At 73.7% G+C, this 13149-nt stretch carries 12 protein-coding genes; 10 read left to right on the top strand and 2 right to left on the bottom strand.

Going from position 1 to position 13149, the window contains the following annotated elements; all coding sequences use genetic code 11:
• Window positions 1-15: 15 nt before the first annotated feature.
• Window positions 16-1539 carry an aldehyde dehydrogenase (NADP(+)) gene (locus tag OG435_RS12350; protein ID WP_266876870.1) on the bottom strand — a complete coding sequence of 508 codons (1524 nt, stop codon included), beginning with the start codon at window positions 1537-1539 and terminating at the stop codon, window positions 16-18.
• Between the two features lie 156 nt (window positions 1540-1695).
• Here OG435_RS12350 and OG435_RS12345 point away from each other — a divergent pair, with 156 nt between their 5' ends.
• The 8 genes from OG435_RS12345 to OG435_RS12310 all read left to right on the top strand — a co-directional run bounded on the left by OG435_RS12345 (window position 1696) and on the right by OG435_RS12310 (window position 9586).
• Complete coding sequence (locus OG435_RS12345; protein WP_266876869.1) at window positions 1696-2481, top strand: IclR family transcriptional regulator; 786 nt, start codon at window positions 1696-1698, stop codon at window positions 2479-2481.
• 113 nt (window positions 2482-2594) lie between these two features.
• A complete protein-coding gene (locus OG435_RS12340; RefSeq protein ID WP_266876868.1) occupies window positions 2595-3626 on the top strand; it encodes a hypothetical protein in 1032 nt (343 codons plus the stop codon).
• A gap of 79 nt (window positions 3627-3705) precedes the next feature.
• Window positions 3706-4938 (top strand): sensor histidine kinase, encoded by a 1233-nt coding sequence (locus tag OG435_RS12335; protein WP_266881670.1) that lies wholly within the window; start codon window positions 3706-3708, stop codon window positions 4936-4938.
• A complete protein-coding gene (locus OG435_RS12330) occupies window positions 4935-5612 on the top strand; it encodes a response regulator transcription factor (RefSeq protein WP_266876867.1) in 678 nt (225 codons plus the stop codon). The genes OG435_RS12335 and OG435_RS12330 overlap by 4 nt, the downstream gene beginning before the upstream one ends.
• A gap of 62 nt (window positions 5613-5674) precedes the next feature.
• Complete coding sequence (locus tag OG435_RS12325; protein ID WP_266876866.1) at window positions 5675-7129, top strand: penicillin-binding transpeptidase domain-containing protein; 1455 nt, start codon at window positions 5675-5677, stop codon at window positions 7127-7129.
• 51 nt (window positions 7130-7180) lie between these two features.
• Window positions 7181-7675 carry a GNAT family N-acetyltransferase gene (locus OG435_RS12320; protein WP_266876865.1) on the top strand — a complete coding sequence of 165 codons (495 nt, stop codon included), beginning with the start codon at window positions 7181-7183 and terminating at the stop codon, window positions 7673-7675.
• A 58-nt stretch (window positions 7676-7733) separates the two neighbouring features.
• Window positions 7734-8444, top strand: coding sequence for a DsbA family oxidoreductase (locus OG435_RS12315; protein ID WP_266876864.1), 711 nt, complete (start codon window positions 7734-7736; stop codon window positions 8442-8444).
• A gap of 83 nt (window positions 8445-8527) precedes the next feature.
• Entirely contained in the window at window positions 8528-9586 is a 1059-nt protein-coding gene (locus OG435_RS12310) for an aminotransferase class V-fold PLP-dependent enzyme (RefSeq protein ID WP_266876863.1), read from the top strand.
• Between the two features lie 19 nt (window positions 9587-9605).
• Here the strand turns inward: OG435_RS12310 and OG435_RS12305 are convergent, their stop codons facing one another.
• Window positions 9606-10694 (bottom strand): pyridoxal-phosphate-dependent aminotransferase family protein, encoded by a 1089-nt coding sequence (locus OG435_RS12305; protein ID WP_266876862.1) that lies wholly within the window; start codon window positions 10692-10694, stop codon window positions 9606-9608.
• Between the two features lie 106 nt (window positions 10695-10800).
• On the opposite strand from OG435_RS12305, the gene OG435_RS12300 reads away from it, so the two are divergent.
• A complete protein-coding gene (locus tag OG435_RS12300; RefSeq protein ID WP_266876861.1) occupies window positions 10801-11916 on the top strand; it encodes an amidohydrolase family protein in 1116 nt (371 codons plus the stop codon).
• 305 nt (window positions 11917-12221) lie between these two features.
• The gene (locus OG435_RS12295; RefSeq protein ID WP_266876860.1) at window positions 12222-13142 is read left to right on the top strand and encodes an SCO1860 family LAETG-anchored protein; all 921 of its coding nucleotides are present in this window, start codon (window positions 12222-12224) and stop codon (window positions 13140-13142) included.
• The last annotated feature ends 7 nt before the right edge of the window (window positions 13143-13149 follow it).

Raw genomic sequence — 13149 nt, 5'->3', positions numbered from 1 at the left:
TGGGGGTCTGAGGGCCTAGCCTCCCGTGACCCGTCGCGGGAGGCCCAGGGGGTTGGCCTCGCGCAGCTCCGCCGGGAGCAGGGCGTCCGGCACCGACTGGTAGGCCACCGGGCGCAGCCAGCGCTCGATCGCCGTGCCGCCGACCGAGGTGGAGTGGGAGGTCGCCGCCGGGTAGGGGCCCCCGTGGTGCTGGGCCGGGGCCACCGCGACACCGGTCGGCCAGCCGTTGACCACGACCCGGCCGGCCAGGTTCGTGACCTGGGAGATCAGCTCCGCCGCCGGACCCGGGCCGCCGTCCGCCTCGGCGGCCGACAGCTGGAGGGTCGCGGTGAGGTTCCCGGGGAGCCGCCCGAGCAGGGCGGCGGCCTCCTCCTGGCCGGCGTACCGCGCCAGCACGGTGACCGGGCCGAAGCACTCCTCCAGCAGCACCTCGTAGGGCCCGCCCTCCAGGAGGGTCCGCGCCGCCACGCTCAGGTAGCCCGCGCCGACGGTGTGCTCGCCGCCCGAGCCGGGGGTGACCGGTGCGTCGACCCCGGGCAGGGCGGCGCGTTCGCGGACTCCGGCGACGAAGTTCTCCCGCATCCGGTGGTCGAGGAGCACCCCGGGCTCGGTCTCGCCGAGCGCCTTGGTCAGCGCACCCGCGAGCCGGTCCCCGTCCGCACCCTCGGGTACGAGGACCAGGCCCGGCTTGACGCAGAACTGGCCGACGCCGAGCGTGACCGAGCCGGCCAGTCCGCCGCCGATCTCCTCGGCGCGCTCGGCGGCCGCCGCCGGGGTGACCACGACCGGGTTCAGGGAGCCCAGTTCGCCGTGGAAGGGGATCGGTACGGGCCGCGCGGAGGCGGCGTCGAACAGGGCCCGCCCGCCGCGGATGGAGCCGGTGAAGCCGGCGGCGCCGACCAGCGGGTGCCGGATCAGCTCCAGGCCCGCGTCGAAGCCGTGGACCACGGCGACGACCCCGGCCGGCAGCCCGGAGGCGACGGTGGCGCGGCGCAGCAGCGAGGCGCACAGCTCGGAGGTGGCCGGGTGGTCGGGGTGCGCCTTGACCACCACGGGGCAGCCCGCGGCCAGGGCGCTGGCGGTGTCGCCGCCGGGCACGGAGAAGGCGAGGGGGAAGTTGGAGGCGGCGTAGACCGCGACCACGCCCAGCGGCACCTTGTAACGGCGCAGTTCCGGGCGGGGCGGAGTGGCGGCGGGATCGGCGTGGTCGATGCGGATGTCGAGGTAGGAGCCCTCGTCCACGGCGTCGGCGAAGGCACGGAACTGGCCCGTGGTGCGGGCGAGCTCGCCGGTGAGCCGGCCGGGCCCGAGCGCCGTCTCGGCGTCGGCGGCCTCGATGACGTGGGCGGCGGCCTCGTCGAGCAGATCGGCGGCGGCGCGCAGGAAGGCGGCGCGCCTCCCGGCGTCGGCCAGCGAGCCGCGGGCGGCATGGGCCGCGCGCACGGCCTCGTCCACCTCCCGGGGTGTGGCCTCCACCGCAACCTGCTCGCGGTGCTTCCCGGTGCGGGGGTCCACACTCCAGACTGGTGTTGCTGCCATGGCGAACTGCCTCCTGGATCTACGCTGACCCGCGCGCATGCGTTCAGTATTGTGAACGCTGTTCCGTTGGATGAATGATCACATCCACCGTGGACTCTATTTCCGTGTCTTCCGGGTTGACAAGAGACAGCAAGAGACAGAGGGGCGCGAAGGCGGATGACCACCACAGCTGAGTCGGGGGGCTCGGGCGCACCGGCGGCCGTCAAGTCGGCGGTACGCACGGTCCAGTTGCTGGAACACTTCGCTTCCCGGCCGGGGCTGCACAGCCTGGCCGACATCCAGAACGACCTCTCCCTGCCCAAATCCAGCCTCTACATGCTGCTGCGCACCCTGGTGAACCTGGGCTGGGTGGAGACGGACGCGGCGGGCACGCGGTACGGCATCGGCGTACGGGCCCTGCTCGTCGGCAGCTCCTACATCGACGGGGACGAGGTGGTGGCGGCGGCCCGGCCCACGCTGGACCGGCTCTCCGACGACACGACGGAGACGATCCACCTGGCCCGCATGGACGGGACGAGCGTGGTCTACCTGGCGACCCGGCAGTCCCAGCACTACCTGCGCCCCTTCACCCGCGTCGGGCGGCGGCTGCCGGTCCACTCGACGGCGCTCGGCAAGGCGCTGCTGGCCACGCACACGGACGAGGAGGTGCGCGCCCTGCTGCCGCGGCGGCTCGAAGCCGTCACCGAGCACACCATCACCGACCGGGAACGGCTCATCGAGGACCTGGCACTGGTACGGGAGCAGGGGTACGCGGTGGACCGGGAGGAGAACACCCTCGGACTGCGCTGCTTCGGGGTGGCGGTGCCGTACCGGACGCCGGCCCGGGACGCGGTGAGCTGCTCGGTACCGGTGGCGCGGCTGACGCCGGGGCACGAACGGGGCATCAAGGCGGCGCTGTTCGCGGCGCGCGACCGGCTGTCGGTGGTGACGCGGCGGATGTAACGGCGGATGCGGGGTCGCCGCGGGGCGGAGGGCCCGGTTCCTCCCCCGGGCGGGGGAGGCGGTTCCCCTTCAAGGGGGAGGTGGCGGGGCAACGGACGCGGGACCGTTGGGTCATGACCACACGAGCCGTGCACCTGCCGAAGCCACCACGACCGGCCGACGACGCAGCGCAGCCCTCCGCCTCCGGGCCGGGGGCCGGGCGCGGGGTCCTGGCCGCGGTGGCCGTCGCCGCCACCGTCCCGTACCTCACCCTGAAGACCGCCTGGCTGGCCGGGAGCCACCTGGGGATACCGGCGGGCAGCGTGCTGCTGGAGCCCCGGCTGCTCCTCACCGTGGCGAACGCCGTCACCGTGCTCATGGACGCGGCCGTGATCCTGCTGGTGCTGGTGCTCATCAGGCCCTGGGGCAAGCGGATTCCGTCCTGGCTGCTGGTGATCCCGGGCTTCGTCGCCACCGGCCTGCTCACGCCCATCGTGCTCGGGTTCCCCGGCCAGCTCCTCCTGAGGGGCATGGGTCTGGGTCCGGACGCCGCCGCGCCGACGGCGGCGAAGCCCTTCCTCGACGACTGGGTCTTCCACGTCGTCTACACGGGCTTCATCGTCCAGGCGATAGCCCTGGCAGGCCTGTTCGTGCCCTATGCGCGAGAGCGCTGGGGCTGGCGCTGGCAGGGTCCCCTCGGTCCGGGGGTCCCCCCGGACGGAGTCTGGGGGAGGCTCCCGTCACCCACGGGGGTGGTGGCGGGAGCCGCGGCGGCACTGGCCGCGGCGGTCGCGGCGACGCACTTCTACTGGGCACTGGGCGGCACGGCCGGGCGCAACGCGTCGCAGATCGCGGAGTACTCCTCGGACACCGCCGTGGGCTCCGCGGTCCACGGGATATGCGTGCTGACCGCGGCGGCCGGGGCGCTCCTGCTGGCCAGGGGCGGGACCCGGCGGGCGGGATGGCCACTGGCCGTGGCGTGGACCGGGTCGGCGGCGACCCTGTGCTGGGGGATGTGGATGCTGGCGGCCTTCACGAGCGGAGATCCCGGTCCCGGCGAACGGACCACCACCGCGAGCTACTTGATCTACGGTGGTCAGATGATCACAGCTCTCCTCGCGACCGCGGTCATGGGGCGGTTCCTCGCCGGCCGCCGCGCGGACTGAGGGAGGGGCGGGAGTGGAGCGGCTGCCGAGGTTCAGGCCCCTGCGCTGGCTCCATCTGATCCTCGGTGGCGCCCTGCTGATGCCGTACTTCCTCCTCACGGAGGTGGTGGTCGGTGTCCTCGCGGGCGGGGCGAACGCGGGCGCGTCCCTGCCGCTCAGCCTCGCCGCCTACGCCGCCGCCCTGCCGCTCGTCGCCGCGACCGGCTTGTCCGGACTGGTCCGGCCGATGTCCGTGGCCGCCGCGCGCGCCCTGTGCGGGGTCCCGGGGGAGCGGTTCGCCGAGGGGCGGGCCCGGAGCTGGGCGGCCCGGGCGCGGGCCTCGGCCTGGTGGACCCTGCACCTGGGCATCGGAGCCCTGGTCAGCGGGATCAGCCTGGCGGTACCGCCCATGGCAGTGGTGCTGCTCGCCCTGCCGTTCGTGAGCGCGCTGCGGGACTTCCCGGTCCGGCTCGGCCCGTTCGACGCACAGGCCCAGCCGTACGTGGCCCCCCTGTTCGGGGCGGGGCTGCTGGCCGGGCTGGTCCTGTGCGCCGTCGGGGCGGGGGCGCTGCTGGCCCGGCTGGCGCCCGTACTGCTCGGGCCGACGGCGGCGGACCGGCTGGCGGCGGCCGAGGAGCGCGCCGCGGACCTGGCGGTCCGTAACCGGCTGGCCCGGGAGCTGCACGACGCCGTCGGGCACGCCCTGAGCGCGGTCACCCTCCAGGCGAGCGCCGCCCGGCGGGTGCTCGACAGCGACCCCGGCTTCGTCCGGGAGGCGCTGGCCGCGATCGAGGAGACCACCCGGCGCACGGTGGGGGAGCTGGACGCCGTCCTCGGCCTGCTGCGCGAGGGCGACGGAGCGGGCACCGGGGGCGGCGCACTGCCCGCCGCCCCCACGCTCGCGGCCGACCTCGACGGGCTGCTGGCCCGCAGCCGGGCCTTCGGGACCCCGATCACCGCCCACCAGGATCCGGGACCCGCCGGGGACTGGCGGTGGCTTCCGGCGATCGCCTCCCGTGAGGCGCACCGGATCGTGCAGGAGGGGCTGAGCAACGCGCTGCGGCACGGGACGGGCCCCGTCGACCTGCGGATCCTCGTACGGGTCCGGGGGGAACGGGACGGACCGGGTGGATACGAGGAACTGGAGATCACCATGACGAACGATCCGGCCGTGGCGGCCGAGGCCGCTCCGCGGGCCCGCACCACCGGGGGCCGGGGGCTGCACGGCGCCGCCGAGCGGGCCTCGCTGCTCGGCGGGCGGGTCGAGGCCGGTCCGCACGAGGGCCGGTGGCGGCTGCGGGCCGTCCTCCCCCTCGGCGAGGGCGCCCGATGACGCCCGGGACCCGGCCGCCGTTGCGGGTGGTGGTGGCCGACGACGAGCGGATGGTCCGTACCGCCCTGCGGGTCATCCTCGACGCCGAGCCCGATCTGGAGGTCGTCGGAGAGGCGGCCACCGGGGCCGAGGCCGTGTCCGTGGTCCGGGCGCTCGCCCCGGACGTGGTGCTGATGGACGTGCGGATGCCGGAGATCGACGGCATCCGGGCCACCGAGCGGATCCTCGCCACCATGGCCGAGCCGCCCCGGATCGTGGTGGTCACCACCTTCGAGAACGACGCCTACGTGTACGACGCGCTGCGCGCGGGAGCCTGCGGGTTCCTCCTCAAGCGGGCCGACCCCGACGAGCTGACCGCCGCGGTCCGGCTCGTGGCGCGCGGGGACTCGCTGCTCTTCCCGGCGGCCGTCCGCTCCCTGGCCACCGCCCACACCCCGCCGGGGGCCGGCCCGGCCGCCGCGCCCTGGGTCGCCCGGCTCACGGACCGGGAGGCGGACGTACTGCGCCTGATGGCCGCCGGGCTCTCCAACCACGAGGTGAGCGAGCGGCTCGGAGTCGGCCCGCAGACGGTCAAGACGCACGTGGCCGCGGTGCTCGCCAAGACCGGTTCCCGGGACCGGACCCAGGCGGTCATCGCGGCGTACGAGGGAGGCTTCCTCATGAGGAAAGGCTGAGAACTCCGCCACAATCGGGGCAGAGCGGAACGGCTGGGACGGCTGGGACGTCCTTCTGGGGGATGAACAAGACGATCAGGCGTGCGTCGGTCTTCTGTCTGCTTCTGGTGCTGGCCCTTTTGGTGCGGGTCACCTGGGTGCAGGCATACCAAGGCCAGGCCCTCGCAGACGACAAGAACAACCGGCGCAACCTCATCGGGAAGTACGAGAACCCGTTGGGGAACATCATCGTGGGCGGGGAGGCCATCACCGGCTCCAAGGACACGGGCGGCAAGGACTTCCGGTACAAGCGGACCTACACCGACGGGCCGCTGTACGCGCCGATCACCGGCTACAGCTCCCAGGCCTTCGGGTGGAGCATGCTCGAGGGCGTCTACAAGGACGTCCTCAACGGCACCGACAACCGGCTCAAGACGATCATGGACACGCTCACCGACAAGCGGGCCGCCCCCGGCAACGTCATCACCACGATCGACAAGGACGTCCAGAAGGCGGGCTGGGACGCGCTCCAGGGCAAGCAGGGCTCGGCCGTGGCGCTCGACCCGGCGACGGGCGAGATCCTGGCCGTCGTGAACAACCCGTCCTACGACCCCGGCACCATCGCGGGCGCGGGCGCAGCGGACCAGAAGGCGTGGAACGCGCTCAACGCCGACAACGGCAAGGCCATGGAGAACACGGCGCTGCGTAAGCCGCAGGCGCCCGGCTCCACCTTCAAGCTGGTCACCCTGGCGGCAGCCATCGAGAACGGCCTGGTCACGAACGTGGACACGCCGACCTCCGTCCCCGGCGATTACACGATCCCCGGGACGCGGATGAAGCTGCGCAGCGAGGTTCCCGATGCCATGTGCAACAACGTGTCCCCCCGGACCGCGCTGAAGCTGTCCTGCAACAACGTCTTCGCCGACCTCGCTCACCAGCTGGGCCAGGACAAGATGCGGGCGATGGCCGAGAAGCTGGGCTTCAACGTGGTGCAGAAGCTCCCCGTCTGGACCGACCCCGCGAGCAAGTACCCGACGAAGAAGATGTCCGTCGACCAGGTCGCGCAGACGGGTATCGGCCAGTTCGACGTCCAGGCCACCCCGCTCCAGATGGCGATGGTGAGCGCCGCGATCGAGAACGGCGGCAAGCTCGTCGCCCCGCACGAGGTCTCCGAGGTCACCGACTCCAACGGCAACGTGCTGGAGAACTTCAAGGACCCGAAGTCCACGCAGGTGATGAGCGGGAAGACCGCATCGATGCTCCAGGACGCCATGAGGACGGTCGCCACCGAGGGCGGCGGCAAGAACGTCCAGATCCCGGGTGTCGAGTCGGGTGCCAAGACCGGTACCGCCCAGCGCGGCGTGGACAACAGCCTGCCGCCGCTCGCCTGGTACACCACGTACGGCAAGGCCGGCGGCAAGCAGATCGCCGTCGCCGTGGTGATCGTCGGGTCGGACACGGACCGCTCCGAGATCGCCGGCGGCAAGCTGGCCGCCCCGGTGGCGCAGAAGATGATGAAGGCCTGGCTGAAGAAGTAGCCCGTGGAGCGCGCCGGGAACCGGCGGGATTCCCGGCGCGTTCTCCTTCCCATGATCCGGACCGCGCAGCCCGAAGACCTCGACGCCATCGCCGCCCTCCACACCCGGGCCCGCGCCACCTACTACCGGGGCCGGATACCCGTGGAGGCCTACGGCGGCGCCGCCGAGCTGGCGCGCACCCGGGAGGGCTGGTCCCGGGCGGTGGCCCGTACCGCGGCCGACGGCGGGGTGCTCTGCGCGGAGAGCGCCGGCGAGCTCACCGGGGTGGCGGCCTTCCGCACCGCCGACGGCGAGACCACCCTCACGCAGCTCCACGTGGACCCCGTCCACTGGCGCCGCGGCACCGGGGCGGCCCTGCACGCCGCCTGCCTCGACACCTGGCGCCGGGCGGGCGTCCGCAGGGTCCGCCTGGAGGTCTACGAGCACAACCTCCGCGCCCAGGCCTTCTACGCCGCCCACGGCTGGCTCCCGGATCCCGCCGGGGCCCGCGCCGCGGGTTCCCACCGCATCCTCTGGCTCACGGTGGGGGACCTGCCCGGGGAATGAGACGCAGCGGCAGATGGTTGAACACGGAACAGTTGATTCCGTGGAGGGAAGAAGGAACATGCGCGTCGAGATCTGGAGCGACATCGCCTGCCCGTGGTGCTACATCGGCAAGGCCCGGTTCGCCAAGGGGCTGGCCGGCTTCGCACACCGCGAGGAGGTCGAGGTGGTCTACCGCTCCTTCGAGCTCGACCCGAACGGCCCCAAGGGCCAGGTGGCTCCCGTCGTGGAGATGCTGGCCAAGAAGTACGGCCGCACCCTGGAGGAGGCCCGCGGCATGGAGGAGCACGTCGCCGCGAGCGCCCGCGCCGAGGGGCTGACGTACCGCACCGAGGGCCGCGACCACGGCAACACCTTCGACATCCACCGCCTGCTGCACCTGGCCGCCGACCGCGGCCGCCAGGAGGAGCTGCTCGACTTGGCCTACCGGGCCAACTTCGGCGAGGAGCGCTCCGTCTTCGACGCCGAGGTCCTCGTCGCGCTGGCGGTCGAGGCCGGACTGGACGAGGGGGAGGCCCGGGCGGTGCTGGGCGACGAGTCCGCGTACGCCGCCGAGGTGCGGGCCGACGAGCGGGAAGCGGCCGAGCTGGGCGCGAACGCCGTACCGTTCTTCGTGCTCGACCGACGCCTCGGGATCTCCGGGGGTCAGCCCTCCGAGGTGTTCACGCAGGCGCTGGAGCAGGCCTGGGCCGGCCGTGAGGTCCTCGTGCCCGCCGCCCCCGAGGGTGAGGCGTGCGAGCCCGACGGTGCCTGCGCGGTACCGCGCCCGTAAGGCCCTGCCATAAGTAATCCTTTGGCGTGGTGCGGGAAACCCGGTCATGGACTTTGGGTTGGTCCTGGCGCAGAGTGAAGGTCATGGACCTCTTTGCGCCCGAGACCGTCCGCGACGAGTTCGCGCTCTCCCTCACCTATCTCAACACCGCCAACTACGGGCCCCTCCCGCGGGCCGCCGTCGCCGAGGTGCGGCGGCTCGCGGAGGCGGCGGGGGCCGGGCTCCCGCAAGGCTTCGGGGACTTCGGCCGCGTCGAACGGGTCCGGGAGTCGTTCGCCCGCCTCGTCGGGGTCCCCGCGGACCGCGTGGCCGTCGGCGCGGCCGTCTCCACCCACGTCGGCCTGGTCTCCGCCTCTCTCCCGTCCGGATCCGAAGTCCTTTGCCCAGAGGGAGAGTTCGCCTCCGACATCAACCCCTTCGTGGTGCGCGACGATCTCAAGGTCCGCTTCGCCCCGCTGGAGTCCCTCGCCGAAGCCGTCGGCCCGGACACCGCACTGGTCGCGCTGAGCGCCGTACAGTCCGCCGACGGGCGCACGGCGGACCTCGCGGCCGTCCGCGCCGCGACCACCGCGTACGGGGCGCGGATGCTGGTCGACGCCTCGCAGGCGGCGGGCTGGCTGCCCTTCGACGCGAGCCCCTACGACTACACGGTCACCGCCGGGTACAAGTGGCTGCTCGCCTCGCGCGGGGTCTCCTACCTCACGGTCTCGGAGGAGGCCCAGGACGCCCTGACCCCGCTGCACGCCGGCTGGGTGGCGCTGGCCGACATGTGGGACGCCATCTACGGCCCCCTGCGGGAACTGGCCGACGGAGCACGGCGCTTCGACGAGTCCCCGGCCTTCCTGGCCTACCACGCCGCCGAGCCCTCGCTGGCCCTGCTGGAGCGGATCGGGATCGAGTCCGTCCACGCCCACGACACCGCCCTGGCCGCCCGCTACCGCGCCGGCCTCGCCCGCCTGGGCCACGAGCCCGTCCCGGGCCGGTCCCCGATCGTCTCGGTGCCGGGGCTGGCCCACCGTCAGAGCGCCCTGCTGGCCGCGGGCATCTCCACCTCCGCCCGCGCGGGGAGCCTGCGGGCCTCCTTCCACCTCTACAACACCGAGGCGGACGTGGACCGGCTGCTGAACTTCCTGGAGGGCTGAGCCCGCAGGGCCCGCCCGGTCAGGCGGAGGGCAGGGCCGCCGACCAGGCCGAGCCCGCCGCCGCGAGGGCCCCGGCCGGGTCCACCGACAGGGCCCCGGCCAGTGCCGTCAGGCTGGAGGCGACGGTGGCCGGGGAGGCCGCCGTGCCGTAGTGGTTGACCCGGACCATCTCCCGGGCCAGCGCGCCGCCGCCCGCCGCGAGGGGGGCCGCCGGATCCACCGCGAGGGCCTTGGCCACCACCAGCGAGGCCTCCGGGACCCGCAGGGTGGTGGCCACCGGGGCCGCCGCCTCGTCCCGGCCGACGTACGGGGCGATGCCCAGCGCCACCGCGCCCGCGCGGGTCGCCGCCGCCGCGGCCGCGTGGCGGACCGTCACCGACTCCAGGCCCTCGGCCGCGATCCGGTCGAGGCAGGCCTCCAGCGCCAGCATCTCCAGCTGCGCCGGCGCGTGCGGCAGCGCCGTGCGCCCGGCGTCGATCCAGCGCTCCTTCCAGTCCAGCAGGGAGAGGTACGAGCGGCGCGGCGCCGAGGCGTTCTCCGCGAAGCGGGCCCACGCGCGCTCGGAGACCGACACCGCCGAGACGCCGGCCGGTCCGCCCATCGCCTTCTGCGCGCCGATCACGCACAGGTCCACGCCCCAGGCGTCCGGTAGCAGCGGCTCCGCGCCCACCGAGGCCACCGCGTCCAGCATGAACAGCGCCCCGTGGGCCCGTACGGCCTCGCCGATCTCCGCCACCGGGTTGGTGTTGCCGGTCGCCGCCTCCGCGTGGACCAGGGAGACGAAGTCGATCTCCGGGTGTTCCGACAGGGCCCGGTCCACCTGGGCGGCGGACACGGCGGTGTCGAAGGGGACCTCCAGGTCCACGACGTGCGCCCCGCAGTCGCGCAGCCAGTTGCCGAAGGTGGTCCCGTAGGGGCCGGTCACCACGTTCAGCGCGGTCGAGCCGGGCCGCGCGCCCGCCCGGATGCAGCCCTCCAGCGGGAGCAGTGCCTCGCCCTGGGTGATCACCACGTCGGCCCGGGTCCCGAGCAGCTCCGCTACCCCCCGCTCGATCGACGCGAAGCGCGCGGCGGTCAGGGGCGGAAGGTCCAGGAGGGGGTGGTTCACGGCGCCGCTCTCTTCGTTCTCACGGGTGGGGGTCGTTCATCCGGACAAGTCCGGACCGGTCCGGCCGGTCTGGAGAGCCTACCGAGCCCGCACATAGAGTGCCGCCATGAGCGACGAGGTCAACGGAGACAGCGCCAAGCAGGGACTGCTGCACGTGAAGGGGCGGGTGCTGGTCGGGCCCGAGGAGGTCCGCGACGAGCTGTGGGTCGTCGGCGGCCGGATCTCCTACGAGCGCCCGCGCGGCGCCGGGGAGGTCACCGAGGTCACCGGGTGGGTGCTGCCCGGGCTGGTGGACGCGCACTGCCACGTCGGGCTCGACGCCCACGGGCCGGTGGACGCGGACACCGCCGAACGGCAGGCCCTGACCGACCGGGACGCGGGCACGCTCCTCATCCGCGATGCCGGATCCCCGTCCGACACCCGCTGGATCGACAGCCGTGAGGACCTGCCGAAGATCATCAGGGCGGGCCGGCACATCGCCCGCACCCGCCGCTACATCCGCAACTACGCCCACGAGATCGAGCCCGCCGACCTCGTCGAGTACGTGGGCCGCGAGGCGCGGCGCGGCGACGGATGGGTCAAGCTGGTCGGGGACTGGATCGACCGGGAGGCCGGGGACCTGACCGCCTGCTGGCCGCGCGCCGAGGTGGAGGCGGCCATCGCCGAGGCCCACCGTCTCGGGGCGCGGGTCACCGCGCACTGCTTCGCCGAGGACTCCCTGCGGGACCTGGTGGAGGCGGGCATCGACTGCGTTGAGCACGCCACGGGGCTCACCGAGGACACCATCCCGCTGTTCGCGGAGCGCGGGGTGGCCATCGTCCCGACCCTCGTGAACATCGCGACCTTCCCGAAGATGGCGGCGGGCGGCGAGGCCAAGTTCCCGCGGTGGTCGGCCCACATGCGCAGGCTGCACGAGCGGCGCTACGACACCGTCCGCGCCGCCTACGACGCGGGCATCGGGGTCTACGTCGGCACGGACGCGGGGGGTTCCCTCCCGCACGGCCTGGTCGCGGCCGAGGTGGGCGAGCTCGTCAAGGCGGGGATCCCGCCGCTGCAGGCCCTCTCGGCGACGGCCTGGGGCGCCCGCGAGTGGCTCGGCAGGCCCGGCCTGACCGAGGGCGCGCCGGCCGACCTCGTGGTCTACGAGGCCGATCCGCGGGCCGATGTGCGGGCGCTGGCGCAGCCGCTGCGGGTGGTGGTGAACGGGGCGGTCGTGGCCTGAGGCCGCAGACGTACGGGAGTTGACGGGGCGTGACGTCGGTGGCCGCGCGGTCGTTGTGTACGCCCGGAGCGGACTCGAGGCCGGCCCGGACGGCCGGGATTCTCGGGATGGGAGGGAACTCCCGTTCCGGATGGGGCGCATGTAATCGAACCAATGCCTGGAAACCACCCTTTGGGGTGAACTCACGCCGGGTTCACCCCCGTTCACTCTCAGTGCGTAAAGATTCCGGGGTCGAGGCCGTCGGCGCGCGCAATGTCCCCCATTGGCGCCGCGACGGCTCCCATCTCCCTGGGGGTTCCACCATCTTGAACAGCAACACCTTCCGCATGTCCGTGGCCGCGCTCGTCGCCACGGGAGCGGTTGCCCTGCTCGCCGCCCCGCCCGCCTTCGCCACCGGCTCCACCCCTTCCACCGGATCCCACCCGGGCCGGGGCAACGCCAGTGCCGTCGTCCTGCGCACCACGCTGGACGTGGGCCTGCTCAACAAGACCGTGCACATCCCGCTGAACGCGACCCTCAACGAGGTCAGCGCCCCGGCGGACGCCGCGAAGACGGCGCTGACCGTCACCCTCGACGGGGTCGAGGGCGGAGCGCCGGTCAGCGTCCTGCGCGCCGACGTCGCCACCTCCAAGGCCACCGTCGACTCCGGCCGCGCCGCGGCGGAGGCGAACCTCGCCAAGGCCCGGATCCACGTGCCGGGCCTGCCCCTGCTGTCCGTGATCGAGCTGGAGAAGGTCACCTCCAAGGCCGTCTGCGAGGCGGGCGGGAAGCCGGTCGCGAGCTCCAACGTCCTGGGGGCCGTGACCGTCCTGGGCAAGAAGGTCACCCTCTCCGCGGGCGGCCCCACCAAGGTGGAGGTTCCCAAGGTCGGCCTGGTGGGTCTGGAACTCTCCACCACCAGGACCACCTCCACCACGGCCGCCGCGACCGCGCTGCGGCTCAAGGTGTCGGTGAACCCGCTCGACCTGAACGTCGCCGAGGTCGAGGGCGAGATCGTGCTCGCCGAGGCCCGTTGCGAGTCCCCGGCCGCCCCCGCCCCCAGCCCCAGTCCTTCGAAGCTGCCCGACGTCAAGCCCCAGACCGTCACCACCAGCTCCGGGACCCAGGCCGACCTCGCCGAGACCGGAGGCGGCTCGCTCACCCCGTACGTGACGGGCGGTGCGCTGCTCCTGCTCGGCTTCGGCGCCGCCGCGCTGGTCGTGACCCGGCGCGGCAAGGCCTCGTAGCAAGGCC

The sequence above is a fragment of the Streptomyces sp. NBC_01264 genome (assembly GCF_026340675.1).
Taxonomy (GTDB): Bacteria; Actinomycetota; Actinomycetes; order Streptomycetales; family Streptomycetaceae; genus Streptomyces.
This window is presented reverse-complemented; position numbering and strand designations above follow the sequence as displayed.